Genomic DNA, 26935 nt, shown 5'->3' on the forward strand with positions numbered 1-26935 from the left:
CGAGTGCGGGCACCTTTAAATATCACGAAGATCATTCGAAGCCGCTAAGGCTATGATGTTTATGGTGCATTTTTCCCGGCGACGCAGGCTCGGGTCGGCGTCGAGCGACTAATATATCTACCCTTCGCCATCAACCTAAAACAACAGTAAGGATAAATAGATGTATAGCTTTGTCTTCGGAAGTCTCATCGCAGCAATGGCGTTTGCAACCCCTGTATTCGCTGCCAGTGCTGACAAGCCCACAATCGTCCTCGTCCACGGTGCGTTTGCTGACGGATCAAGCTGGAACGGCGTCATACGCCTGTTGGAAAAGGACGGTTACCGAACCGTAGCAGTCGCAAATCCTCTTCGGAGTGTGAAGTCAGACGCAGAATATGTAGCATCGATTGTTAGCAGCATCCAGGCACCCGTTGTGCTCGTCGGTCATTCTTATGGCGGATCTGTTATTTCTGCTGCTGCACTGGGCAAACAAAATGTGAAGTCGCTCGTCTATGTCTCGGCGTTCGCACCTGACAGCAGCGAATCCGCAGTGTCGCTGTCGGGTAAGTTCCCTGGAAGTACCTTGGCGAGCGCGCTTGCGCAACCGGTCAACATTCCTAACGGCGGTCCAGACCTATACATCGATCAGGAGAAATTCCACCAGCAGTTTGCGCACGACGTACCCGCAGATACGGCTGCGCTCATGGCTGCGACCCAACGCCCGGTGGCGAAGGGAGCGCTTGATGAGACCGCTGAAACCACTGCTTGGAAGACGATTCCATCGTGGTTCATTTACGGTGGTGGCGACAAAAACATCCCCCCGGAAAGTATGAAATTTATGGCTGATCGTGCGAAGTCAAAGAAAACCGTCGTAATTTCTGGTGCCTCCCACGTCGTTATGGCATCTCATCCGCAAGCAGTTGCTGACATTATAAAAAAAGCGGCGGAGTAATTCTCGGTTCCGGCAGGCGCCGATGCTGCATTAGGCGCTGCGCCTGCCCCTGGCATTTTCAAAACTTCAACCCTACTCCAAATCTGCAGGCTGTGATGGTATCGAATGCAATAGGCTTTTTGCTGTTCCCGCAGTTAACTCAACTGGACCTGACAGGGCCGTTTGAGGTCTTTGCACGTGCACCAGACACACACGTTTATCTGATATCAAAGGATTTGCAGCCCGTTACTTCCGATGCGAATTTATCGCTGCTGCCGAATGTAACATTCGAGACCTGCCCTAGACTGGACGTTATATGTGTACCAGGGGGACCGGGGCAAATTGACTTGATGGAGGACGAAGACACTTTGGGTTTTCTGCGCCATGTCGCCGAAGATGCGCGGCTGGTGACCTCTGTATGCACAGGTTCTCTTGTGCTGGGCGCTGCCGGCCTACTGCGCGGCTATCAAGCAACGTGTCACTGGACATCGTTGGATCAGCTTTCGCAATTGGGCGCTGAGCCAAGACAAGAACGCGTCGTTTGGGATCGAAACCGTGTGACCGGAGCCGGCGTTACATCAGGCATCGACTTCGCTCTTACTGTTGTGGCAGGCCTTCATGGCGACGAGGTCGCAGAAATGATCCAGCTTTCGCTGGAGTATGATCCGAAGCCACCCTTTACTGCGGGTTCGCTTGCGACAGCGTCGCCTGAGCTTTCCGCAGCTGTGAGACAAAGGTCAGCCGAAATGTTGGAGCGACGGCGCAGCGCAACAAGAAAGGCAGCTGTCAATCTCGGGCTAGCCTGAGCTCTTACTGAAGTGCCCTTTTGCGGGCAGCCACAAAATAAATGCTCGCTCGTGAATTTCGTTGATGCCGCCTGACTTGGCAGTGCTTGCCATCGCACGTCGCCAGAAACAACGGCGATTGATGGCAGCTGGACCCTCTCACACTTCCTGTATGTCATTGTCTGGCAAGTGGGATGGCAAACCCGGCACCGGTCCATCAGTCCTCGAATAGTATTCCGGCTGCCGGCTTCGATGAATAAATTGACTGCTCATCGAAAAGACCTCTTTAGCGGACCATAGGTATTTTTGTAGCTTAACGGCCCAAGGAGAGGAAAGAGCAGGTTGCGCAATGCCACGGGCAGATGAGAGACCTTTGCCGTTCGATCAGTCATCTCCTTAACATGACGAACACGCGAGCGCCTGAGTTGGGTGAAGTGCTCAGCCAGGTCACTTCCATCCTCGTTCTTCACCAAAAGGTCCGACAGCACAAGGCTGTCTTCCAACGCCAAGGCGGCGCCTTGTGCCCAGACCGGCGCCGTAGCGTGGGCAGCATCTCCAATCAATACCGTGCGCCCTCGGCCCCAACGAGGCAGATCAATCTCATCAATCGGAGAAAGGTGGATGCGGGCAGGATCAGACAAGGCTTCCTCAAGCACGCGCCTCGGCGCCAAAGGAAATTTTTCTGTTCGCTGCACAAGCGAGTTGATGCTTATTGGCTCTTCCCGATCGTCAGTAACCGTTGCCCAACAATACACGTCATCACGCCCAACAGGTATAAGTAGCACCATCGCTTGTCGACCCATCCAGATAGTCCAGCAGTCCACGCCCGGGTTTTTAGCGATAAACCGCCAACTTGACTGTGCCAGTAGCGAGCGAGACGTTGTCCTCGCCGACAGCGTCATCTCTCGGACCGTTGAAAACACGCCGTCGGCTCCAATCAGATACCTCGCCCTGAGAAGTTCACCGTCGGAGGTTTTCACCTCGACATGATCATCTCCAGAAAAAATAGACGCCACATCGGCTCTGCGCTTGATCGTATCGTGAGGGATTCCCTCAAGCAAAATGGTTGCAAGCTCTGATCTCCTCAGGCAGCGGGGCAGGTTTTCACGTCCCCAAAATCGTTCTTCATCAATTTCGAAGAGAAGACGATCGGTGTCAGTGCGATATTGTCTCTTTAAGACCGGCGTTCCTGCAGCTGCCACCTGCTCTTGCAGTCCCAACTCGTTCAGGGCAGCGATTGCATTCCCTGGCAGATTGATCGCGAGGCCGGCATCAACAATTTCGTTTCGACGCTCCAGCGTAACGACATCGAAATTTCTAGAAACAAGCTGCCTTGTTAGCGCCAATCCGGCTATGCCAGCGCCTACGACAATGATATCGCGAGACCGGGAAGGTTCGTTTCCATTCAGGGTCATTGTATGGTCCTTGGTTTTTTGTGCGAGGCACTTAGGAAGCACGAATAACAATTTCGATGAGGTTTGGCAGTCCGGATTGCATAGCTGTTTTTATCGCCGGCTGGACTTCGTCGGCGTGGGTCACGCGACGTGAAGGCACGCCAAAAGCCATGGCCAGCGCCTGGTAATCTATAAAGGGATTTTCGAGCTCCATTCCTGGAATGGTCGAGTTCCCCCCGACTTCATATCCCTGAGATACCGAGTATCGTTTCAAAATGTTATACTCCGAGTTGTTCATTATCACGAATGTTACCGGGAGTTTGAAGCGTGCCGCAGTCCAAAGTGCCTGGGGCGCGTATAGGGCAGAGCCGTCTCCTATGAGAGCAACGACCGGTGTTGACGGCGAAGCTAGAGCGACACCTACCGCTGCAGGCAGACCCCAGCCCAGGATCGCGCTTCGCATAAAGAAGTAGCGGTTAATCGACACCCGCTCAAGAAATGACCGCATATGAACCATCGTTGCTGGGGCCTCATCAACCACTATGACGTTATGCGAAAGCGATGCCGCAACTTCTGCTGCAGCCACGAAAGGGGGAATTGGAACGTCGCTGAACTGTTCTTGAACCGTTTCCTCCAGCGCGTTGTGGCGCAGCTTTTGCTCGATGAGCGCGACGTGTCGGAGTTTGGCTACGTCGTTGCGTTTCGGCGATGTCAACAGTAACTCTTTTAACGATGCCAGGGACGGTTTCAGGCTGCCGATACACGCAAGTTGAGTGGCATATGTTCGTCCCGCTTCGTTGCCATCGCCAGTAAGTTGATAAAGACGGCACTCATGGGGAAGGGCCGGCCCTTCGCTATAAAGGTAGGATATGAACGGGTTGTCGCCCACGATGAAAACGGCATGCACACCGGACAGAGTAGCTCTGATCCCCTCTGCGGTGGTGGGAAGGTGTCCATTCCACAGAGGATGCGAGACAGGAAAAGACACTTCGCTTGGCCAGGACGGTCCGTAGACCCTTGCGCCGAGAATGTCTGCAACCTCGACGAAGGCAGACCCAGCGTCGCTGGCAGCAACCTCATCACTCACGATGACTGCAAGTTTGTCGGGTGGCACCTCAGCAAGAGCTGAAGCAAGTTCTCCCAGTCCTGAGGCTAAGAAGTTTCGGTCGATTTTGGATTTTTCAGCGCTTTCAAGTGTTGTCTCCGCAGTCAGCACATTGATTGGCAGCGAAAGAAATGTCGGCCCTAATGGTGGCGTCTCTGCCGCCTCCAGGGCCCTTCGAACCATAGGCACAACTTGGTGGGGGTGTTGAACTTCACGGGCCCATTTCACTGTCGAAGCCGCCATTGTGACCGCATCACCGTATAAGAGCGGATCGGTGTGACTATGTCTGGTGTCTTGCTGCCCCACCGTAACCAGCATCGGGGTTTTGGCTATTCGAGAATGAAGCAAGGCGCCCATTGCGTGACCGAGGCCGCCTGCAGTATGCAGATTGACGAAAGATGCCCTGCCAGATGCTTTTGCGTAACCATCCGCCATCGCCACAACCGCAGTCTCCTGCAGCCCCAGAACATATTGAATTTCCGGGAAATGACGAAGAGCGTGCATGATCGGCATTTCGGTCGTTCCGGGATTCCCAAAAATAAAACGTATGCCTGCGTTCGACAGTACATCCAACAGGCGTTTAGCACCGGTGGTCATGAATTCTCCTGATTACATTTTTCGGCCCCCTCCAACGCTGTTGTTCAATCGTCAAGGGTGATTGGCCCAGAGGCGCCGGGACGCCTCTGACCTAGAAGGACCGCGTGATTTCTCTTTTTTGCCTCACGCAGTATTGTTTCGTGTGAAAGAAAGGACCGAAAAGGGACTTAAAATGATGCTTGAAGCCAGTGCTCAAGCAGAGAAACCAGCCCGACGCTGCGCTAGATCAGCATTCGGCGCCGGTCGACGTAAAGTCACCTTTCAAACTAAAGCAAGTCTTCGATCCTTATGGGCAATTTGCGCAGACGGCGACCAGTGGCATGCCAGACGGCATTGGTGATTGCAGCTGCAACACCAGTCATGACAACTTCGCCCAGCCCCTTTATTCCGGCATCGTTCAATTTCGGGTCGGGTCGATTGACAAACTCTACATGGGTTTGACCGATGTCCGCGTTCACCGGCACCAAATATTCAGCGATATCAGCATTGAGAAACCCGCCAAATCTCGCGTCGACCTCACTCGCCTCGCGCAGTGCTGCACCGATCCCCCACACCACGCCGCCCTTCACTTGACTTTCAGCCGTGCGAGGACTTACCACCTGGCCGCAGTCGGCCACGCTGACAACGCGGGGAACTCGTATACGCATAGTAGAGGGCTCAACGCGGACCTCGACAAAGTGCGCTATGTAACTGTACGTCACGAACTCACCGTAAATCGGGCCCCATGGTGCGGGCCTGCCGGTGTAAATGGCTTGAGCAAGCTTTTGTGGCTGACCCGGAGCAAGTCTTTCAACCCGGACATCATAGCTGTCTGAACCGGTTTCGATGAGCGCTGACAACGGATCAGGTCCCAAATCGTCAAGTAGCTTTTCAGCGGCAGCCTCTACAGCCGGGACTGCGGTGGCCGTTCCCCAAGATCCCGCAGTCAGGTGCTGCGGTGCGCCACGTGTATCACCGATAACTGCTTCGATCCTGTCAATTCCGATATTCAGCTTCCGTGCGACGGCGTTTGCAAGCGCGGTACGGATACCTTGACCCATTTCGTGCACACCGACGGAAACTGACACCGTACCGTCTCTCTTTAGACTCAAAGTCGCGACGGAGGCGGCAGTAGCGGCCTTATAACAACCACAGCCGACGCCCAGGCCTACAAGATCACCATTTTCGGCACGCATAGATTGAGGCTTAGGATTTCTGGATCTCCAATCGAAACGTTGCGATCCTAGCGAAAGACATTCGTTGAGGAATCTGGAAGACAAAGGCAGTGCCGAAATCGGGTCCGTGTCGATATTCATCGACATTCGATATTCGACCGGGTCACGTCCGAACCGTTCCGCCATCTCATCCACTGCCGTGTCCATGACAAAGGACGCAAAATGCTCATAGGGTGCTCGCATGTAACCCGGAGTCTGCACATCAGTCTGGAAAATACGCTGGAACCCCTTGAAGTTGGGTATGCCATAAAGACGCGCCGCTGCGCTCGTGTAGTCCAACGGGAAAATGTCATGACGCGAGCTTTGAGCATCAACGTCATAGAGCACCGAGGTAATAGTACCTTTTTCGTCGGCACCAATCCTGACCCGGTGCCGCGATTCGGGGCGAAAACTCGCATTAGCGAAAAGCTGTTCTCTCGGAACCACCATTTTGATCGGTGTCTGAAGTTCTCGGGCTGCCCAGGACACCAATGCGGTCTGAATTTGCATGGAGTTTTTCTGCCCAAACCCTCCACCCGCGTGAGGCGAGACCACTGTAACACGATCGGGCGAAATGCCCAGGCTCTGGGCGACGCCGAACTTGATCGCGCCGGAATTTTGCGTCCCTTCATAGATGGTAAGGTCTTCGCCTTGCCACATCGCTACTGTGGCAACCAGTTCCATAGGGTTCTGGTGCTGCGGGGGACTGTAATAGCTAAGATCAAGCACTTCAGCTGCAGTCGCTAGTGCAGCTTCGGCATCACCAAAAACAGTATCGGCAAAGAGTTCTTGGGGAAGCGGTGATTCTGACTGAGCAATCACCGTTGCCGTTTTACTGTCTATCGTCGATGCGAAGTTTTCTTTCAGATAGTTCACGGTTATAAGAGCGCGGGCGTGAACAGCCTGCTCCAGAGTATCGGCCACTATCAAGGCGATGGGTTGACCATAATGGTGGACTGAATTGTCCTGCAATGGAATTAGGCTCTGAAAGGCATACCCTCCCCCGAGTAGAAAACCGGGCGTTTTCAGGCCGACTTTGTCCTCGAACGTAATAACCAGCCGTACGCCTTCCGACGCGCGTGCGGCTGAAACGTCGATATTGGAAACCTTGCCCTTGGCGATGCTGCTCGTTAAGAACACAGCATGACGGAGTAACTCAGCGGTTCTGTCAGCCGTGTAAATGGGTGCGCCGGTGACCTTAGCAACAGCATCAACTCGGGCAATATTCGGAAACTGTTCGTCCATGTCCTACACCCTTGTTTTTGCCGCAACGAGCGCGTCAGCTACAACCCTTGCTCCTAGCTCAGTCTTAAATGCGTTGTGAGCCGTCGTGGCCGCACCGGCGAATGCTGTTCGACCGGCCGCAAGAGCCGTGTCTCCGTCGAGACTGCGGCCAATAAGTGATTGTTCCGCCATGATTGCCCTCCAAGGCCTTGTCGCGACGCCCCCAAGCGCAATCCGAACATCTTTCACGAGATTACCCTCCAGTTCCACGCCCACGGCTGCCGATACAACTGCAAAGGCGTATGATTCACGATCGCGAATTTTAAGGTAAGTGGAGGCGCGGGCGCTTTCTGAAAGAGGTATATGGACGGACTTGATAAGTTCGTCAGGCTGCAGGTTGGTTTCCAGGTGAGGGGCGTCGCCTGGTTCGCGGTGGACATCAGAAAGCAGGACTTGTCTGGCGCCTCCGTTTCCGACAACCTCGATCCTCGCGTCAAAGGCCATCAATGCAACCGCGAAATCTCCCGGATAAACGGCGATGCAGCTTTCCGACCCTCCAAACAAAGCGTGATTTCTATTAAGTCCTTCCAGAGCGGCACAACCGGATCCCGGCACTTTTTTGTTGCAGGGATATGCGCTGTGCCGAAAATAGCTGCACCGAGTTCGTTGAAGAATGTTGCCGCCTAAGCTGGCCATGTTACGGAGTTGCTGTGAAGCTGCCATAAGAAGAGCTTCCCGGACAGCTGGGGCGTGTAAACTCAAAATCCTGCTGTCAGCTGCTTCACTCATCTTCATAAGCGAGTCCACGATCAAAACATCGTTTTCGATCCGCACGGGCTCCGGCACTAGATGGCTAATATCGACCACGCGTTCGGGCTTTTCGATGTCGAGCTTCATCAGATCGTATAGTGTCGTACCTCCCGCCAGAACGCGGGTTCCCTCTTGCCTCAAAGCCGCATGGACATCGGGCAAGTTTCGGGCCCGAAAATATGAGAAAGGATGCATGTTTAGCCCCCCATCTTCGTGCTGGCAAATTCAATTGCGTCGACAATATTTTCATAGGCGCCGCACCGACAGAGGTTGCCACTCATGAACTCGCGAATCTCGTGTTTGGAGTTCGCATGACCTTCGCGCACACAGGCTATAGCGGCCATTATTTGTCCTGGTGTGCAATATCCGCATTGCATTGCATCAAAATCTATGAAAGCCCGTTGCATGACATGCAATTCACCTTCAGTTGCAAGTCCTTCGACCGTTTCGACAAAACGTCCGTCACATTGAGCAACCGGCGTCAGACAGGACGCTACACGAGCCCCGTCGAGATGGACGGTGCAGGCGCCACATTGACCGTGATCGCATCCCTTTTTTGTCCCGAACAAGTGTTGCTGCTCGCGAAGAAAATCAAGCAAGGAGGTTCGCGGGTCAATTACCGCCTTCGTGTCCTTGCGGTTTATTTTCAACGAGACCGGAACAAGCTGGGAAAAAGTCGCTTCTGGGATTGCACCTAGCTCGGCTTGAGCCTGCACGGGCGAAGCTCCCAGTGCGATTTCTGCCACTCCGAGCCCCATACTTGCCATCATTACTTCGCGGCGAGTCAGGCCGTACTCAGGTCTCTCTGATATTCCATCAAATTCGCTCTCTGACATTTGCTGTCCCTACGCTTGACCTTGATCTGTTTTGTTCCGAAAGCAAAAGACCCTCCCCGTCACCAACCGTTAAAGACTGTGACTTGCCGGCCGCATTTTAAAACCCGCCAACGTGGCTAGACATGCATGGCTGGCGAGTTTTGGACAATGTCGGTTAAGCACCGACAGGGCAACGCGGATCAACAGCCTAGCCAGCTTCTGAAAGTACCTTTAGCAACGTATCGAAAGAACTTCGCAACGAATGGAAATTATCTCAATCGATCACGGCCTCCTTCCGCATATCCCTTGGGGGCTTGCTTATCGAGTTGCTCGGCAGCGCGATATGTTGCCGGGTTCAGGCCGTAATATCTGGTAAACACCGTGGAAAACTGGCTAGCCCTGGGATACCCACACTGGACACCGACCTCCCCTACCGGAAGATCCGACGTTCGCAGCAATCTCGAAGCCAGTTCAAGTCTTACTTTCTGCAGATACCTGAACGGCGTCAGGCCCACGACCGAAGAAAACTCCCGCAAGAAGTGATGCTTGCTCATGCCGGCCTCCGCCGCAATCTCCTGAAGGGTCAAACTTGATGCCAAAGACGCGGACATGAACTCGATAGCTCTTTTTAGCCGTCGGTCTTTGAGTTGGTTGCTTGCCCGACCGTCTGATGCGGCGTCCCACCAACCCGCATGACGGGAGAGCAGATGGGTAACCAAAAAGCTTGCTGCTTGCTCCGCGTACAGGTTAGGTACACCAGCTGCAAGCCCTCTGTTCAGTGCAAGGACGGTTTGAAAGACTGTCGCGTCCGAAAATACCAGAGCGTTCATTTCTCTGGCAAATTCCCCTGCTCCGATGCGTCGATAGTCTTCCGCTACCTCTTCTAGTAGAGTGCTGGAAAGATAAAGATGAGCCGTCTCAGCGAACAAATCGCCTCGCTGGACCTGAAACCGGAGACGATGGGACTGATGTTGAGACGTCAATCCTGCACTGCCGGATTCATAATATGCGCGCTCCCAACGCCCATCCTTCAGGACACTCACAAACGAGTTGCCACTCATCTTGACAACAAGGCTCACGTCCCCGGTTCTGTGCGTTTCGAATCTGCCAGAGTCTCCCGATCCCCGTTGAATATCCAAAAGCAGATCGGTCCAATCCAGGGCCCGGCTTGAACGAACAAGAGTGCAAGGCTGCGATGATGCCGATCGCAAACTCTCCGGATCAAAACGTCGTTCAGCACTTTGCATAGCTTGAGCCATCTTTCCTAACCGCGAGCCGCGAAACGTCGACTGCAGACAATGGTCAGCCGAGCGCGCTGTTAAATCCGTGTTCAGACGTCGGACAACCAAAACTCTGATGTACAGTCGCTCGTCATGCCGCCCATCAAGACGCTGCCAACGCCGGCACAAGGGTGGAGAGACTGATTGGAAACTTCCGAAGCCGAATCCCGCACGCATTATAAATCGCGTTGGCAAGTGCGGCAGACGAACCGCAGTTTCCCAACTCCCCAACACCCTTGACGCCCACAGGATTGGCATCAAGATCCGGCTCACCAATGAGAACAACATCCACATCTGGAATGTCGGCATGGACGGGTACGAGGTATTCGGCTAAGTCGCCATTCACGATGTTTCCGTAGCGATGATCTACTTCTGCGACCTCACGTATAGCAGCCGAGACACCCCATATCATCCCGCCTAGCAGCTGTGACCTGGCCGTTTTAGGGTTGAGTATTCGCCCCGCAGAAAATACGCCAAGCATCCTGCGCAACCTGATCTCACCGGTTAGCTCGTGGATACCGACTTCCACGAAATGAGCGCCGTAAGTGTGCCTCGACTTTTTGTCCCAGTCTGGTGTATTTGCCGCGGACTGGATCTCGCCCTTGGCCACGGCCCCCTTGGGATTAGCTGCCAAGGCGCGTTTTACAAAATCCGGCCCCGGAGAAATTCCGGTTTGCTCTACTAGTCGCAAACACGCTTGGTGCAGAGCCACAGCCGTGTTTGGCGCACCCCACGAACCACCAGATCCACCGCCTGGGGGAAGGCTGGAATGTGCAAGAGATACGTCAATATCGCCTACTTCCAGACCAAGTAGTTCGGCTGCAATCTGCGCGAGGATGGTATAGCTACCTGTCCCGATATCTGTAAGATCGGATCGAACCTCGATACGACCTGATTGCTTGATTTCCACTTCAACCTCAGCGGGTCCCTGGAAGTGAAATCTGATAGCGGATGCTACTCCCATTCCGATTAGCCACTGGCCTTCCCGTTTCGCGCGTGGCTTTGCTGCGCGTTCCGACCAACCAAAGCGGTCTGCACCCACCTGCAGACACTGGCTGAGACGGCGTCCAGTCAGAGGCACACCCGTCTCGGGATCTTTCTCCGTGTCATTTCGAAGCCGCAGTTCGACCGGATCAATGTCAAGTCGTTCAGCCAACTCATCCATTGCGACCTCAACTGCCAGCAAGCCCGTCATTTCACCCGGCGCGCGAACCGCTTCTCCATTAGGCAAATCCAAATGTGTTGCGAGATGACGTGTTAATCGGTTCGGCGCTCCATAAAGGGAGCGGGTGACGGTCGCGGTTTGCTCCACGAAAGGATCATTTCGATTTGAGTAAATCAGAGCTTCATGGCCGATCGCGACGAGATGACCGTCGGGGCGCGCACCTAAACGGACACGCTGCCGTTGCCATGGACGAACGCCGGTCAGACCAAACATTTGCCGCCGCGTCAAAACTACCTTCACGGGGCTAGCGGTCATTTTCGAAGCCACCGCGGCTCCCATGAGGTCCGCATGAACTGCAAGCTTTGAACCAAACCCACCGCCTACAAAAGGGGCCGAAATGACAATATTGTCCTTCTTCAAACCAAGTGAGGTCTCGAGAGAGGCCTGAATATTTGACAGCGTCTGGTGACTTGTGACGAGATTGAGGGTTTTGCCCTCCCACCATGCAAGCGTTGCGTGCGGCTCCATCGGCTGTGAAAGCTGCATTGGCGTCTCGAAGGTTGCATCTATTGTGACATCAGATTTGGAAAATCCTGTCTCGAAATCCCCCACGGTGGTCGTTCCCTCAAAGCCCGCGGCAGCCATTTCCTCTTCGGTGACTTCATTGCCTTCTGAAAAACTGAAGGTCCCTGCATCGACACGGTATTCAACGGTAATCGCATTGGCCGCAGCCTGCGCCTGCTCGAAAGTCTCTGCAACGGCCAAAGCGATGGGCTGGCCGTGGTGATTAATTTTCGTGCCTGTAAGAATAGGCCTGGAGCGCGTGGTGAAGTTGGGATTGGACGGATCCAACTTCCCCTGCCCGATGGCGTTTTCATGCGTAATTATCATACGAACGCCCGGCAGAGCCATGGCACGAGATGTATCTATTTTTACGATTTCTCCAAATCCGATCGTTGAGGTAGAGAAGACGCCCACCAATGCCTTCCCCTGTGTGGAATGTTCGTAGGCGTAGGTTGCCGCACCCGTCACTTTCTGTGGCCCATCGAGCCGACTGACAGGTTGCCCAACGATGCGCGTATTTGTGCTTGTCGTATCCAAACGGCTCATTGTTTCTGCTCCCGAGCGTCGATCAATGCAGCTTGCAGCGCGCGTTGCGCCAATTCGAGCTTGTAGTGATTGTGCTTGGTGGGCGTGGCACCCTCAAGGATGATCGAAGCCGCATCTCGGGCTACGTTCTCCGGCAAATCGAATAGACGCCTTTCGGCAGCCTCGATCCGCCACGGCTTGGCAGCCAACCCTCCAAAAGCAAGCCTTTCGATTTTAACCCGCTCACCGTCTACCTGAGCAACCAACGCAACCGAAACGGTCGCGAAAGCGTAGCTCGCCCGTTCTCTTACCTTGCGATAGATGTGAATGCCTGTGACAGGAGGAGGCAGTTCTACATGAGATATTATCTCTCCTTTCTCCAAAGCCGTTTCGGCCTGCGGTTTGTCCTCAGGGAGCTTGTGAAAGTCAGAAATCGCAATTCTGCGAACGCCTTGACTGCCAGCGACTACGATCGTCGCGTCGAGCGCTCTTAAAGCGACAGCCATATCCGAGGGGTGAGTTGCAATGCATGACGAACTTGTCCCCAGGATGGCGTGATTGACCGACAAACCCTCAATCGCATCACAACCTGAACCAGGATCTCGCTTATTGCACGCCCGACCGGATCCGTAAAAATAAGGACATCGCGTACGCTGCATCAGGTTTCCGGCTGTCGTTGCACGGTTACGCAACTGGCCTGACGCGCCCGATAAAAGTGCTCGAGCTAAGACGCCGTAGTCGGCTCGTATTACACGATGAGCGGCCAGATCGGCGTTGCGGACCGTGGCTCCGATTGAAAGGCTTCCATTTGCAGTTGGCTCTACGCTGTTCAAACCAATGTGGTTGACATCTATCAAATGAGATGGCGTTTCAATTTCAAGCTTCATTAAATCGAGAAGATTTGTGCCCCCGCCGACGAGCTTTGCATGAGGCTCGGCGTTCAGCAAAGCAATTGCATCCGCAATCGTCGCAGGTCTGTGGTAGGTAAACTCCCTCATGCGCGTCGCCCCTCCACTTCAAGGATGGCCGCGACGATGTTGGGGTAGGCAGCGCATCGACAGATATTTCCGCTCATGCGTTCTCGGACTTCTAAGGCGCTGCTTTGCGGCACCGATGTTAAGTCGGGTGTAACGGCGCTCGGATAGTCGTCTTTCAGTTCTTGGAGTACGCCGACTGCCGACAGGATTTGCCCCGACGTGCAATAGCCACACTGAAACGCGTCGTGTTCAACAAAAGCGGCCTGCATGGGATGCAAGCCTTCCGAGGATGCGAGACCCTCAATAGTAACGATGTCACTCTCGCTGTGCATAACTGCGAGTGTGAGGCAGGTATTGATGCGGCGTCCATCTACAATGGCGGTGCAGGCGCCACATTGCCCGTGGTCACATCCCTTCTTTGTGCCAGTGAGAGAAAGATGTTCTCGCAGTGCGTCAAGGAGAGTTGTCCTCGCATCAATTTGGAGATGATGGATGTCGCCGTTGACGGTTAATGTTACATTGCTGGTTGGTGATGGAGAGGTTTGCGCCGAAGCAGCGCCAGGTAGATGTGCGAACGTCATCCACGTTGCGATTGCGCCCGTCGCTGCAGCTTGATGGAATTGTCGTCTGGTGAACTGAAAGTCCTGATCATCAGTATCACTCACTTTAATCTCCTGTTCAAAGCACCGTAATCTGTATGGCAAAACATTCTGCTTGGTCGATAACTCCCGTGCAGCGCTCACCTGAAGGGAAGCCATGCCCCGTCAGCTCGACAAAGTGCCCTACCCTCTCAAATACCGGGATCGGGGCGGATAGGGCTACCAAGGGATGCGGTGCCATCTTGTGCATACTCGCCGCACCAGTCTACTCGACCGGATCGGTATTAGAACGTCAGCCTGACTCTAGGAGCTGTAAGATTATTTCAGTGCTGGTTTTGGGTTTAAAGGAGCGGTCGCTCGGATCTGCGATCTCGTTAATTTTTTTGCTTTCGAGATGTTGACGATTTCGCCTTTCGAATAAGACGTGTTTTATTGACACTATCCTCAAACGAGATGGGAGTAATATCCTCGTCCTTGAAATAAAAAAACGATTGTCCGACTTAGGAAGTTACGGGGCGGCCGCCAGCAAAACGACCTCAATTCATGCTGGTCCAAATAATTAAAATCGCGGCGACAAGCCTCGCATTTTCGCCAAGTGCAGGCTCGTCAGGAGATCGAAATTTTGATCTACGCGTCACGCTTTTAATTTGATTAATTCGCTTAACTGCAGGGTACAACACAATTCACTTAAAAAATGCACTTACCAATTGCTATATTGTTTCTTTCAGTTGCTATGGCGTTGCCGCAGAAAAAGAGGGTCTCCAGTTTGGCGTCACTCGCCTGTAAGAATATCTACAAGCCAAACCTTTGGACCTTTTGCAGCATCCGGTTTATCGTTTTCTTTCTGCACGAGTGCAGCCTAACAATGCCGCTGCGCTCGCATTTCCAATACCGCCAAACCGATTGCGAACAGGGACGAGCTGCTTTTGCTGGAAAGTGTTTCAAGAACCGCTTCTACCCCTAGCCGGGCACATGCATTGGATGACCCTCGTGAAATCCTTTCGTTTGCGGTGGCTGCCTTTAACAATGGAGGTTGCGCGATCGCCTCTCTTATAGAGATAAACGGAGGCGCGGCGCGGGCCCTTGCAGCTCAGATGGCGATCGCGCAAGATGGGCGATTTTGCGGCTATCTGTCAGGAGGGTGCATCGAAGCTGCCGTAGCAGCAGAGGCCCTTGCCGCAATGGCAGAAGGCCGGGACAGGATTATAAAAATCGGAGAGGGGTCTGGTTTTTTTGACCTGAGGCTCCCATGCGGGGGTAGTATTACCGTAGCTATCCACGTTTTGCGAAATGGAAGAATCCTTCCCACGATCTTGCACAAACTAACAGAGAGACAAGCCGTCGCGTCGGCATATTTGCCCGAAAGCGAGGAACTAAAGATCGTAGAACCTGTTCCTCGGTCCGGGTGGAAGGACCAAAGCTTTATCACATCTTACCATCCACCAACGCGCTTGATCATATCCGGCCAGCATGGAGAGACGGAAGCTCTTCGTCGCCTTGCGCTATCAGTCGGGTACGAAGTTATTGTTTTATCTGGACGCAGCAATTGTTTACAGTTTGAACAAGCCACTCTTGATGAATGGACCGCGGTTGTGCTGATGCATCACGATCTCGACGGTGAGGAGCAAATTTTACAAGCTGCGCTGAGTTCACCGGCGTTCTATATTGGTGCCCTAGGCAGCAGTCGTACACACAGCCGCAGAGTGGAAAAACTCGTCGGGGCTGGACACAGCCAGGGGGCTATTTCGCGCATCAGGGCACCGATTGGTATGTTTGGCCCCTGTCGTGATTTCAACACCCTTTCTATATCAGTTTTGGCTGACGTTTCCTCCCGCGCAAGCACAAGGTGAACTGATAGACTGGCAGGGGCCGCGCTTGATACCCGAATGCTCTTTGACACGGTCGAGCACTAAATGCAGGCTGATATATGGGCGTTCACCTGGTAACGCGCCTGCCATCGGCGCGGACCCGCGAAAGGCGTCAAATATCGCTGCAGCCGCTCAACCAAGAGAGAGCATCTCTGTTCCAAAGCAGTCGTAACGCCCCCCATGGCACCTCCGTCTGGGGAAATTCACTCCGCTTTCACAAAGGTTACAGAAAAGGCTCCATATTGCTGTTTGCTTCCGGGCCTGCAAGCCAAACTCCCACGCCTTCGACGACATCAATATTCGACTGAGAGAGAACCTCAAGGGGCTCGTTGGGATTAGCGTTTATTCTGCGCCCCGCCAGGGACAATAGCTTCGACGTGATATCCTCACAAGCAAGCAAAGTTGCACGACGGGCGTATTCACCCACTTCATCCAACGTGCTCCTACAGGGCTGCTGACGACCAGTTTCCTTAGTGACAACCTTGATGTTGGGAACGAAAACGCCGAGTGCCTCAGAGACGATTTGCGCGAGGAGGAGTGCGACTGAAGATCTTAATTCCAGATGCTGAACCTCAATCAACGCAATGCCTGAGCGATGTAAGACAATCCTGACCTTGGCCAGGCTTTGGGGAAAATGCTCTATGTCGGGAAAAGGCAGACTGCTCTCGGATGCCAGTGCCCGATTTAATGTGCGCGACATGGCGCGCTCGGCGTCAATGTGAAAGGGCTCCACGGCCTGATGTCTTGACCAGTCGCCGGGGTTAAGGAGATGCGACTTTTCCTCCAGACTGTCGGTCTGACAGAATAGGGTCGCCGGAGCGAGCGATGAATATTCGTTGATTGGACGGGCGAGCTCTTGTGATCTTTGCCTACGCAGATGTGACCTGGTACGAAAACTTGATCGCCTCACTAGACTTTTAAGGGTCATCGACGCGCCTTCTGTTGAACATAGGCGCAAAATTAACACGCGTTTTTCATTCTCCTCCGTTCCGAGTTGTCCTCTTAAGAGAGACTAAAAGGAGAGATTTGCTGCGTTCTAGACACTCTGGGTCACTACGGCGAACGACGCGTGCAGTTCGCTAGCGACAGACATAGGGTAGCAAGTTCTATTCTTTGTGCTCCGGTCTCAGTGTGAGTCAACTATCCGTCAGCAGTGCTGATCTGACCTTAATCCACGGTTACATCGACCCGGGCAATTGATGATTTGATGAGGTATTTCGGGCATCGCGGACACAGTATCCGCGACAGGTGGCAAAATGCAGCACCGTTTCTACGCCCTGACAGCCACACACACGCGAGAGGACATGTAGAGCGACGATATGGCCCCTCGATGTGAAAACACCAAAGACTGCGGGACGGGCACGTCCCAGCACCAATTGGGACTGGATTGGGATGAACGCGGTTGGCCAGACTACATCGGAAATTGTCGTGTAGCGGCGGCTTAGCTTTCGAGCTCTGGCTGAGAAAACTGAGCTGGCGCAAACGCCGCGGACTTGGTCAAATGACCAACAACGAAGCTTTTAAGGGCCTCAATCGTCGGCGATTTGAAATTATCGGCAGCAGTGTAAACAAAAGCAGGCCAGTAATAGTTATTCCACTCTGGCAATACTTCAACCAGAGCGCCGGTTCGCAGTTGCTCTTCAGCCACCAGATCAAGCAGACGAACTATTCCATAGTCATTTGTTGCAGCTGCGACCAACGAAGGTGCATCATTAAGGGTGAGCCCACACTCGGGAGAGATGATTTCTTCCTCACCTGCCGAATTTACCATGTTCCAAGAGTATGGTTTGCCCGTGGCGGCATCACTCATACGGATGCAGCGATGGTTGTTGAGCATGTCCCTGGGGCTGGTCGGAGCTCCCATGACATTGAGATAGTTAGTGCTCGCGCACGTCAAAACGCGGCTGCGAAATAGCAGTTTTTTGTCGAGTCCGTTGGAATTCGGCTGCCCAAACCTGATTGCGGCATCAATTCCCTCTGAAAGAAGGTTATCGACGTGATCGCGGACAATCAGGTCAACCTTTACCTGTGGATGCATTGAGAGAAATTGGGGCAGCAGTGGCACGAGCAGGTATGGGCCCAGGGCACCATCGGTCGAAATTCGAAGCCGTCCCTTAAGGTTTTCGGGCGTTGAGGGCGTGGCAATCCTACCCAGTGCCTCTAGCATAGGCGACGTCTCTTCGAGAAACGTCCGCCCTTGGTCGGTCAGTTTGATCGCTCTGCCGTTGCGATCGAACAACCGCATACCGGTCCGTTCTTCAAGTCTTCCAATGGCTTTGCCAATTCCGGAACGCGAGAGACCCAGTTGCTCGGCGGCCCGTATGAAACTGCCTGTTCTTGCCACAGCGACAAATACGGTAATACCAGCGATAATTCTGCCGTCAAAAAGCAAGACTTCACCTCGATATGATTACAAATATGCTTTTTCGCGTCCTGCAATCGGCTCTAGCGATTTTCAGGCGCAGAGAAATCTACCCCAGCGGCGTACGCGCTCCAGGACATGAGAGGGCGACGCCAATCTCAGACAAAGCTCTTAAGGAAGCCAAGTCACATTGTCTTTTATTATCGCAGCAGGGTTGCCGGCGACCACCGAATTTGGAGGAACATCCTTCGTCACTACAGCGCCTGCAGCGATTACAGCGCCATCTCCAATTGTTACTCCCTTCAGAATTATCGCGCGCATACCTATCCAGACACGATCACCGATTCTGATTGGCGCCTTGTTAGGCCGACCAACGATCGTGTGGCCATCCCAGTCGCGAATTATGGCTTGATCGGAAATGAATACCTGATGCCCGATCGTTATCTCGCAGCCACACGAGATCCAACCCTTGCGGTTGATGAAGCCACTGCCCAACGTCAGTTTCGCGTCTTTTTGGATGCCAACTGTGCACCCGGAATGTACAGTAAAATCGCCCTGAATATCAAGGTGGCCGTCACGCTTTATGATAAGCTCCGTCGGTTCGGCCAACAGACCCTTCCACGTCTCGCCTAACGTTAGTCTTCCTTCTCCGGTGACCCGCCCTTCGATGTGGGGGCGCCCTCTACCCTTTAAGTAGATACTATTTTGGTTCCGATTTCGTCTCAGCGACGTTAGAATTTTCTCCAGCATCCCGTCTACCTTTCAGGGCATCTTTATTCTCGGTCGGGCTAGTTCGGATAAATTAACCAGTGCGGTAAGTTCGCGTCTGTTTCATCACAGCCCAATCTATCGCCGAGCAAGGTTGTCCGCCCCTGTTCGGTTGATCACTATCTGACCTTAAGGAATACTGTTTCTGCGTAGGACTGACCCACAATGACATGTAACGGCCTAGAATGCGCAGCTTCAGCGTTGGTCGCGTTGCCTGGGTAAAGAGTTGCTATCCGTACTATTCGTACTACTTATAACCTCGAGCGACGGCCGCGGTCTGTCCGTCAAAATCGTAATTCACAATCTGGAGAACACGACCAATGGACAAATTGGACGCGATAAGAACGTTTGTTCGCGTGGTGGAAAGGCGTAGCTTTGCGCTGGCGGCACAAGATCTGGCAATACCAAGGTCGAGAGCGTCCGAGATTGTGCAGCGGCTCGAACGTCATCTGGGAATTCGTCTGCTGGCAAGAACAACGCGACAGGTTTTTCCCACGGCGGAGGGGGAGGAATATTATGCACGATGTCGAACAATTCTTGCCGACATGGATGCGGCTGACCAAGCTGTAACAGCTTCGGTACCTGGCGGTCCGTTACGTATCAACGTTCACGGAACATTTGCGCGGCATTTTTTACTACCGGAGATTCCTGTCTTTTTAAATCTTTATCCGGGTATCCAGCTCCACGTCGGCGAAAGCGATCGGTTTGTTGATCTTGTAACAGAAGGTATCGATTGCGTCATCCGCGTTGGGCAGCCCGAGGAAAATGGCCTCATTTGTCGTAGATTGGGCACGCTTACGGAAGGAACGTTTGCCAGTCCCGCGTACCTTGAAAAAAGAGGAGTGCCGTCGAGCCCAGAAGACCTTGAGGGGCACCAAATGATCGCATTCATGTCAACGAAGACAAGAGCGATCATCCCCCTCGAATTCTCGTGCAGTTCGGGTGTTAAAATAATAAACGCACCAATCAACGTCACAGTCAATGCTGCAGAGAGCATGGTTGTCCTAGGGATTATGGGACTGGGGCTTATTCAAGTTCCGAAATACCGCTTGGCTGATGAGTTGTCCGCGGGCTCTATTGTCGAGGTTCTGCAAGATTACCGACCCGTGCCATCGCCTGTTTATATTCTGCACCCTCATAATCGCCACGTTTCCAGCCGAGCACGTGCATTTATGGACTGGGTAGTGCCGGTACTCACCGATAAATTGCTGACAGAACAGTGAACCCCATTTTTGAAAGTCGTGCAAAATTTGCTCGATGTTTGACCAACTCCGATTAACTAGAGCACTGCCTACAACCAGCGCTGGCTGGAAAGACCGGTATTGAATGATCTATGCGATACAAGGCAAAAAACCAGCGTAGTCACCTCTAGATCTGAAAGGAACCGCACAAATTAAAGCGGATCAACCGAAACACCTCACACGCATCAATTTCATCACAACTGGGTCCCGTAATGCCGTTCGATCGCCTCCGATCCTGTCCCTGTAGAAACAATTATTCCTGCAAGACCGATCTTAATCTCCCGGGTATCCCTTCCCGAGCGACTGCTTTGCGGCTTGCCATATCACAATAGATTGTGAATGCTTCGGATTCTGCTTGTCGAGAAGGTCATAAACTCTGAGAAGACAACCAGTACGAGTTATGCACTCCAGCGGGCCAAGGATTACGAATGGACAATAAAATTTCTTGGGACGACCAAAGATATTTTTTAGCAGTGCTTGAGGCGGGAAGTTTTTCAGGGGCGGCGCGGCGGCTGGCGGTTTCTCATCCGACGGTCAGATCGCGTATCGAGGCACTGGAGCGTGCGCTCGGAACAGTGTTGTTCATCAGATCGACCAATGGCTTGATTGCCACGGAGATGGCCAATAGGTTGGGTGGTCCTGTGAAGGAGATGGAGGACGCTTCGCGTTGTTTCCTCAGGGAAGCTGCCGCGGGCGATTCTGTATCAGGGCTGGTGCGCATAAGCGTTCCGGAGATCATGGGGATCGAATTGATCCCCCAAATGCTGGCCCGAATGAGGGCAGAATATCCACAAATCAGAATTGAGGTGGTGCTGAGCGATTTCACCGCAGACTTGCTGACCAAAGAAGTTGACCTGGCGATCAGAACAGTCACACCGATTCAGAATGTTCTGGTCGCGCGCAAGGTGGCCTCCATACCGTTAGGTCTTTTCGCATCCTCCGATTACGTAAGGCGACGAGGAACCCCCGACAATCTTCAGGACCTTCTTCATCACGACCTTGTCGGGCCTGATCGCAACAGAAATGACTGGGCAATCGCGGCGTCGCTAGGCCTGAGTTCCAGCTTGAGCAATTTTGTAGTTAAGACCGATAGTCATCCAGCGCAGGCTGCGGCGGTAAGAAAGGGCGTTGGCATTGGTGTCTTGCAGACCTCGTTCGGTGATGCCGATCCGGCTCTCGTCAGGTTGCTACCCGACCTCGACGTGCACAATATCACGGTGTGGGTCGTTACGCACGAAAGCCTCGCAAAAGTCCCACGGATAAGGGCGGTTTTTGATCACTTCGTGCAAGAGTTTCTAATGCTTAGACGGCCAAAATCTACTCCAGTCGCTCCTTCCTCCGTCGATAGAGAGGTTACTTTAACATAGCAACGAGCTTGAAGACGCTTTTTTCAATCAGTATTAAGGACAAGCGGAAATGTCTGCTGCCTTGCACGAATTTGAGCGGTTCCGATTGTAATCCCGTTGGAGGGGCCAAGATGTAGCTGAGGGACGGAGATCTCTCCTCCCACGAACCCGGCATCTTGGGGGCAGCAATCTCGAAAACTCACTGAATGCGGGGCTGGACCAAAGCAAACAGCTTCTAATGCCACGCGCCGATGAAATTGGCTCATGGGCTCCGTTTCAGAGTAACATGATTTAAACATGGCGGAACGAGATTAAGCCATGTTACCGGCTCTCCATCTCGTCATGACCATGGGGATTGGTCCCTTCGTTTGCTGTGGCTACGGGAGGTCTGAGAAGGCGACTCTCCAAGGCATGCCGCATCACTTGGTGGGATCGGCTTGCAGATCCTCCGCGATTGCTCTCGCCTTCCAATCAGCACGATCCGGAAAAAGACCCGGAAGGAAAAGCGACGTGAGCTTCTGCAGAACGACAAACAACACAGGGCGCTCGCCCGCGCGGTCGAGAAAGGTTCCGTTCCCTATCTCGGTGGCCTGGTGCAATGGAGGCCGTCGATCTGGTGCAGTAGTCTTGGCATGAGCACCATGTCTTAAGCAGCCGTCAAACGCTTCGCATGCTGTGTGGTGCTCCGCGGTAACACGGCATCTGGTCGAGATCGCCCACCATCTCGCTCAAAACGCGCACGCCATCCTTTCCAGGGACCAGGCGGGTTGGCACATATCGGATAACCCCACGGTGCCGGGCAAGATCGGCGTTCTGCCGTTGCTGCCAGAATTTCGCAATCAAAACCAAAATTTGATAGGGCGACGCTATCGCCCATCAGGAGGCCCCAAGGACTCTGTCTTCAATCATATGAGGCGATGTGCCCATCTCTGTTTTTTAATTACAGTTCACACAAGCGAGGGAAGCCTTGCGGGCATGGCCTGATCGGTAGAGCTTGCCAGTGTCAACCGCAACGGCGGTCTTGAGCTTTGTGCGGCCGAGATGATCGCAGAAGCAGTTTTTATTACGTCACTATCAATCGAACTTTCAGGGCAAGCGTACTCGGCAGAGTTAAGAGAAAATGTGTCTTGATAAGCATCGCGTGGTTCTTGCCGCACCGGATTGGCATTAATGCGCGTGTTCAAGTCGCCGAGCTCAGCAATTATGAAATCGATTGCAAATGGAGCGACCTCCTCGGACACTGATTCAACGAAAGCCTCTATTCCCCGCTTCGTAGCATGGTAAAGGCTGAAGCCGGAACGGAAACCGTGTCCGCGTGCAGAGGAAACTTGCACGATGCGCCCACCTCCTTGGTGGCGGAACGGCTGCAGCGCTGCACGAATAAGGTGGACCGAGCCGGTCAGGTTGGTTGCAATCTGTTGCTCGATCTGCACATCGGTTAGGTTTTCCGCAGGGCTAGATAGAGCGTATTCGGCGTTGCTGACAAGGATGTCCACCTTGCCATGTCGTCTAAAGGCGCCCCTCACGGCCGGAGTTATACTCTGGGGTTCCAGCAAATCCAAAAGAACGATATCGAGCTTCGAGCCATACTTCCGCTGCAGGCCGGTAAGCGAATTGTATCGTCGTGTTGTCGCGATGACCCTGTGTCCATTGCCTAGCAGTTGTTCCGCCATCTCGAACCCTAAGCCTGAAGAGGCGCCGCTGATGAACCATGTTTTATTCAACAATACTCTCCATCAAGCTCCCGAAGTTCAGCGACAACTTCGTTGATACAGCTTTCGAGATGAAACATAACTAAAAAAAATTCTACATCCGCTGAATGCGCATTGATGCATTCATCGTGGTGATTGGTGACGGGACCAAAAGCCGTGCAAGCTTTAGTACCCACTAACGCTCATTCGTAAAACGGCGCCCACTCGAAGGCCAACGACATCGGCGACTGTAAAAAGCCCCGCAACGAAACATTGCCTCCGAACTAGTTTAGCGGGGCCTCTCCCCACTTCACTGTTTACGTGTTGTGGAACGGTGCGGAACTCTTCGCGAAGGAGCCGACGGCAAACAGATGACCAGAAAATGACGCGCTGCCGTCCTCACAGCAAAGACAAATAGGCGCGGAACGGCAAGCATGCCGATGGTATTTCAGCGTTATTCTTCGACTGGCAATCTTGCAAAGGAGTAGATTATGAAACACCACCATTCCTGCAATCCCCAGACAGATTTGCAACTGCAGATTTGGCCTCGCCTCCTTCGTTGCAGGTCGGTTTGTCTTGCTTGCCGAATAACGTATTACTTTGAAAACTAATTTAATAAAATTTTGCCTGATGTGTTGAGGTGATGCTTCGGCCGGAGGACGCAATCGAGGAAATTACTGGAAAATGTTTCCGGCAGATACGCGTGATGTAGGCGTTAGTCCGTCACTATTTGTTGAAACCAACCAAGCTTACAACGACGAGGCCCGTAGAAAGCTTGGAGGACCAACCGGCAAATCGATCCCGTTATTTTCCAAAAATGAAAAGCGGTTTGCCGTTTTTTTCTGTTTTTTTGTTGATCGGAAAACATCAGTCTAGCCGCAAAATAAATCGTCGCCTTTTGAGGAACAGTTCCATGAGCAAAGAGCAAAAAAAGGAAATTGCGATCGCATTCCTGGATGCGCTTGGGCGCTGCGATATCGAGACGTTGTCCAACCTTAGCACCGACGACATGACATGGTGGATCATGCCTGGTAACAAGTTTTCGGGCACACATGAAAAGGAGGACTACCTCCTAAAGCTTCCCCGACTTCTTGACGACGCTAGTGGGCCACTAAAGCTGACATATCATGAATTCACAGGCGAGGGTGATCGTCTTGCCGTCGTCGCAACCGGCGATATGCCAATGAATGATGGCCGCCACTATCGCAACATCTATCATTTTCTAATTCATTTCCGAGACGGGAAGGTTGCCAAAGGCCAAGAGTTTACCGACTCCTTGCACATCAACCAGATTTTTGGCCCGCCGGACGATTAGTTCGGGGCTGCATCAGCAGGCCCTTTATTTTGCCGAGTCCGCCGCCCTGTGAGGGGCGATAAGCACCAATTTATCATCAGCAAGCGACGGCGAACCGAATTATTCGGATCGTGCGATGGTTTGCATATGTAGGAGCGACTTAGATGAAGTATAAGACACTTGGTAACACCGGACTTCTGGTTTCGCAGCTTTGCCTCGGGACTATGACGTTCAGCGACGGCTCGGGCATCTACGAGCATATCGGTGACGTGGGCCAGCCAGGGGCTGATTCATTGGTTAAAGCCAGTTTGGATGCTGGTATAAACTTCTTCGACACCGCCGACGTCTATTCTGCCGGTGCGAGCGAACGCACGCTCGGCCAGTCATTTAAAAATCTCGGTATAGCGAGAAATGAGATTGTACTGGCAACGAAAGTCTACAGCCGAATAGGACGAGGTCCAAACGACGTCGGGGCCTCGCGGGGACATATTCTGGATGCTGTCGAGGCGAGTTTGAAACGTCTTCAGACAGACCATATCGATCTGTATCAGATCCACGCGACCGATACCTTAACTCCGGTCGAGGAAACCTTGCGGGCGCTCGACGACTTGGTTCGGCAGGGCAAGGTTCGTTACATCGGCGTGTCTAACTGGCAGGCTTGGCGAATTGCAACAGCGTTGGGTGTTTCTTCCCGTCTACAGTTGGAGCGCTTCAGCACGCTTCAGGCCTATTACTCGATTGCTGGCCGAGACCTCGAGCGCGAGCTAGCACCGCTACTAGACGCGGAAAAGATGGGCCTTCATTCGGAAGACGAAGTTCCGCAAGGACCGTCTCGTTCCAGTTCACACGACAACCCAAACAGCGCTTCGCCGCTATGCCTGTGAGCGCGATGCCGCCTTTCCCAATCCCAAGGACCAGGCCTTCTTCCTCAGCTCTCGTGGCAACCGACTCTCGGCGACTGGCTTGCAAAGCGGATTTGCTCAGGTCCGCAAGCTCGCCGGCCTTGATGACGGCAAGCCGTTGCGGCCGCACGATCTTAGGCACCGGTTTGCCGTGACCCGCATGAGCCTTTGGCATCAACAACGCGCCAACGTCCAAGCGCTACTCCCGGTGCTCGCCACCTATCTCGGCCACACCAACTACAGTGACACAGCCTACTACCTCACTGGCTCGGTAGATCTTCTTGCCATGGCGGCGGAGCGCGCCTTCCGCGATGGAGGCGCAGCATGAGTGAACACTTACTCCTGGCGCCGCTCTTGGAGTCCTATTTTCGCCGGCGCTTGACTAGACAACGCAACGCCACTCCCGCGACCATAGCCAGCTATCGCGACGCCTTGCGCATGCTCATCCTCTTTGCCGCCACACGGTTGCGGAAGAAGCCGGCGGCGTTGATGCTCGAGGAGCTCGATCGAGACCTCATACTCGCCTTTCTCGACGAACTCGAGGAGAAGCGGAACAACACCATCGCCACGCGCAACGCCCGCCTAGCGGCGATCCGATCGTTCTTCCACCATGTCGCAGCCGCCGATCCGGCGTCCTTCGGTGTCGCCCAACGCGTGCTGACGATTCCCATAAAACGGGCGCACATCGAGGTGACGCATCACCTCATCAAGGCCGAAGTGGACGCCCTCATTGAGGCCCCCAATCCAAGGACGCCCCGCGGTCGGCGTGACCGTACGTTTCTACTGTTCCTGGCACGGACCGGCGCGCGTGTCTCCGAAGCTACCGGCGTAAACGCAAACGACCTTCAGTTGGAACGGCCGCACCCGCAAGTACTGCTGCGCGGCAAAGGGCGCAGAGACCGCGTCATCCCCATTCCTCAGGATCTGGCGAGAGCACTGACAGCCTTGTTGGCCGAACACGCACTCGCAAACCACGAGCCGCGACCTATATTCGTCGGCGCCCGCAACGAGCGCTTGACGCGCTTCGGAGCAACCCACATCGTGCGGCGAGCTGTGGCCCAGGCCGTGACCATCAGGCCGGCCTTGGCCCAAAAGCCTATATCGCCTCACATCTTCCGACACTCACTGGCCATGAAGCTCCTCCAGTCGGGCGTTGACCTTCTGACGATCCAGGCCTGGCTCGGGCACGCACAGGTCGCTACAACCCATCGCTATGCCGCCGCCGATGTCGAGATGATGCGTAAAGGTCTCGAGAAGGCTGGAGTCGCCGGCGATCTTGGCGTCCGCTTCCGACCAAATGACGCCGTGCTGCAACTGCTGAACAGCATCTAAGTATTATGTGGCGGAGAATTCCAGATTAGACGGGCCTCGGCCGGCGCAGGAACGGATCCGCCACATAATCTCGCCCGACACATAAGAAGGGTTATGTGGCGCGCCACATAACCGTTCAACGGAGCTCTTTATGTCTTCCGGGCGAAACGAGCAGACCGTATCAAGATCGTATGGTGGGATGGCTCGGG

20 protein-coding genes and 3 pseudogenes are annotated in these 26935 nt (G+C 53.6%); 10 read left to right on the forward strand and 13 right to left on the reverse strand.

Annotated elements, in window-relative coordinates; genetic code table 11:
• Positions 1 to 160: 160 nt before the first annotated feature.
• Both FS804_RS21700 and FS804_RS21705 read left to right on the forward strand, forming a co-directional pair.
• Entirely contained in the window at positions 161 to 931 is a 771-nt protein-coding gene (locus FS804_RS21700) for an alpha/beta fold hydrolase (protein ID WP_045535539.1), read from the forward strand.
• Positions 932 to 1026: 95 nt separating this feature from the next.
• The gene (locus FS804_RS21705) at positions 1027 to 1716 is read left to right on the forward strand and encodes a DJ-1/PfpI family protein (RefSeq protein ID WP_144578892.1); all 690 of its coding nucleotides are present in this window, start codon (positions 1027 to 1029) and stop codon (positions 1714 to 1716) included.
• A gap of 248 nt (positions 1717 to 1964) precedes the next feature.
• Here FS804_RS21705 and FS804_RS21710 read toward each other — a convergent pair whose 3' ends face one another.
• The 9 genes from FS804_RS21710 to FS804_RS21750 all read right to left on the reverse strand — a co-directional run bounded on the left by FS804_RS21710 (position 1965) and on the right by FS804_RS21750 (position 13925).
• The gene (locus FS804_RS21710) at positions 1965 to 3110 is read right to left on the reverse strand and encodes an FAD-dependent monooxygenase (protein WP_144578893.1); all 1146 of its coding nucleotides are present in this window, start codon (positions 3108 to 3110) and stop codon (positions 1965 to 1967) included.
• 31 nt (positions 3111 to 3141) lie between these two features.
• Complete coding sequence (locus FS804_RS21715) at positions 3142 to 4791, reverse strand: thiamine pyrophosphate-dependent enzyme (protein ID WP_144578894.1); 1650 nt, start codon at positions 4789 to 4791, stop codon at positions 3142 to 3144.
• 266 nt (positions 4792 to 5057) lie between these two features.
• Positions 5058 to 7229 carry a xanthine dehydrogenase family protein molybdopterin-binding subunit gene (locus tag FS804_RS21720; protein WP_144578895.1) on the reverse strand — a complete coding sequence of 724 codons (2172 nt, stop codon included), beginning with the start codon at positions 7227 to 7229 and terminating at the stop codon, positions 5058 to 5060.
• A gap of 3 nt (positions 7230 to 7232) precedes the next feature.
• Complete coding sequence (locus FS804_RS21725) at positions 7233 to 8213, reverse strand: xanthine dehydrogenase family protein subunit M (protein ID WP_144578896.1); 981 nt, start codon at positions 8211 to 8213, stop codon at positions 7233 to 7235.
• Between the two features lie 2 nt (positions 8214 to 8215).
• On the reverse strand, positions 8216 to 8854 hold the full coding sequence (locus FS804_RS21730) for a (2Fe-2S)-binding protein (RefSeq protein WP_371417899.1): 639 nt from the start codon (positions 8852 to 8854) through the stop codon (positions 8216 to 8218).
• Positions 8855 to 9102: 248 nt separating this feature from the next.
• Positions 9103 to 9912 (reverse strand): AraC family transcriptional regulator, encoded by an 810-nt coding sequence (locus FS804_RS21735; RefSeq protein WP_186376952.1) that lies wholly within the window; start codon positions 9910 to 9912, stop codon positions 9103 to 9105.
• Positions 9913 to 10216: 304 nt separating this feature from the next.
• Complete coding sequence (locus FS804_RS21740) at positions 10217 to 12388, reverse strand: xanthine dehydrogenase family protein molybdopterin-binding subunit (protein WP_052686869.1); 2172 nt, start codon at positions 12386 to 12388, stop codon at positions 10217 to 10219.
• Complete coding sequence (locus FS804_RS21745; RefSeq protein ID WP_144578898.1) at positions 12385 to 13365, reverse strand: xanthine dehydrogenase family protein subunit M; 981 nt, start codon at positions 13363 to 13365, stop codon at positions 12385 to 12387. Before FS804_RS21745 ends, FS804_RS21740 begins: the two co-directional genes overlap by 4 nt.
• Entirely contained in the window at positions 13362 to 13925 is a 564-nt protein-coding gene (locus FS804_RS21750) for a 2Fe-2S iron-sulfur cluster-binding protein (RefSeq protein WP_144578912.1), read from the reverse strand. The genes FS804_RS21745 and FS804_RS21750 overlap by 4 nt, the downstream gene beginning before the upstream one ends.
• A gap of 947 nt (positions 13926 to 14872) precedes the next feature.
• On the opposite strand from FS804_RS21750, the gene FS804_RS21755 reads away from it, so the two are divergent.
• Positions 14873 to 15793 carry an XdhC family protein gene (locus tag FS804_RS21755; protein ID WP_144578913.1) on the forward strand — a complete coding sequence of 307 codons (921 nt, stop codon included), beginning with the start codon at positions 14873 to 14875 and terminating at the stop codon, positions 15791 to 15793.
• A 241-nt stretch (positions 15794 to 16034) separates the two neighbouring features.
• Here FS804_RS21755 and FS804_RS21760 read toward each other — a convergent pair whose 3' ends face one another.
• The 3 genes and pseudogenes from FS804_RS21760 to FS804_RS25250 all read right to left on the reverse strand — a co-directional run.
• A complete protein-coding gene (locus tag FS804_RS21760) occupies positions 16035 to 16511 on the reverse strand; it encodes a molybdopterin-dependent oxidoreductase (RefSeq protein ID WP_186376953.1) in 477 nt (158 codons plus the stop codon).
• 741 nt (positions 16512 to 17252) lie between these two features.
• Positions 17253 to 18203, reverse strand: coding sequence for a LysR family transcriptional regulator (locus FS804_RS21765; RefSeq protein WP_082074528.1), 951 nt, complete (start codon positions 18201 to 18203; stop codon positions 17253 to 17255).
• A 141-nt stretch (positions 18204 to 18344) separates the two neighbouring features.
• Positions 18345 to 18518, reverse strand: a pseudogene (locus tag FS804_RS25250) (DapH/DapD/GlmU-related protein); the annotation flags it as partial.
• Positions 18519 to 19261: 743 nt separating this feature from the next.
• Between FS804_RS25250 and FS804_RS21775 the strand changes: the two are divergent.
• A complete protein-coding gene (locus FS804_RS21775) occupies positions 19262 to 20164 on the forward strand; it encodes a LysR family transcriptional regulator (RefSeq protein WP_144578901.1) in 903 nt (300 codons plus the stop codon).
• A 446-nt stretch (positions 20165 to 20610) separates the two neighbouring features.
• On the forward strand, positions 20611 to 21549 hold the full coding sequence (locus FS804_RS21780) for a LysR family transcriptional regulator (protein ID WP_045535420.1): 939 nt from the start codon (positions 20611 to 20613) through the stop codon (positions 21547 to 21549).
• Positions 21550 to 22475: 926 nt separating this feature from the next.
• Here FS804_RS21780 and FS804_RS21785 read toward each other — a convergent pair.
• The gene (locus FS804_RS21785; protein WP_144578902.1) at positions 22476 to 23252 is read right to left on the reverse strand and encodes an SDR family NAD(P)-dependent oxidoreductase; all 777 of its coding nucleotides are present in this window, start codon (positions 23250 to 23252) and stop codon (positions 22476 to 22478) included.
• A gap of 880 nt (positions 23253 to 24132) precedes the next feature.
• Between FS804_RS21785 and FS804_RS21790 the strand changes: the two genes are divergently transcribed.
• The 5 genes and pseudogenes from FS804_RS21790 to tnpB form a co-directional block, all read left to right on the forward strand.
• Positions 24133 to 24534, forward strand: a complete 402-nt coding sequence (locus FS804_RS21790; RefSeq protein ID WP_045535590.1) for a nuclear transport factor 2 family protein — start codon at positions 24133 to 24135, stop codon at positions 24532 to 24534.
• Positions 24535 to 24677: 143 nt separating this feature from the next.
• Positions 24678 to 25313: pseudogene (locus tag FS804_RS21795) on the forward strand (aldo/keto reductase); the annotation flags it as partial.
• Position 25314: 1 nt separating this feature from the next.
• Positions 25315 to 25743 carry a tyrosine-type recombinase/integrase gene (locus tag FS804_RS21800; protein ID WP_246665929.1) on the forward strand — a complete coding sequence of 143 codons (429 nt, stop codon included), beginning with the start codon at positions 25315 to 25317 and terminating at the stop codon, positions 25741 to 25743.
• Complete coding sequence (locus FS804_RS21805) at positions 25740 to 26747, forward strand: tyrosine-type recombinase/integrase (RefSeq protein WP_144578903.1); 1008 nt, start codon at positions 25740 to 25742, stop codon at positions 26745 to 26747. The genes FS804_RS21800 and FS804_RS21805 overlap by 4 nt, the downstream gene beginning before the upstream one ends.
• 120 nt (positions 26748 to 26867) lie before the next feature.
• Positions 26868 to 26935 (forward strand): annotated as a pseudogene (gene tnpB, locus FS804_RS25470) (IS66 family insertion sequence element accessory protein TnpB); the annotation flags it as partial.

It is taken from the genome of Agrobacterium sp. DE0009, from assembly GCF_007680755.1.
Lineage (GTDB): Bacteria > Pseudomonadota > Alphaproteobacteria > Rhizobiales > Rhizobiaceae > Agrobacterium > Agrobacterium tumefaciens_B.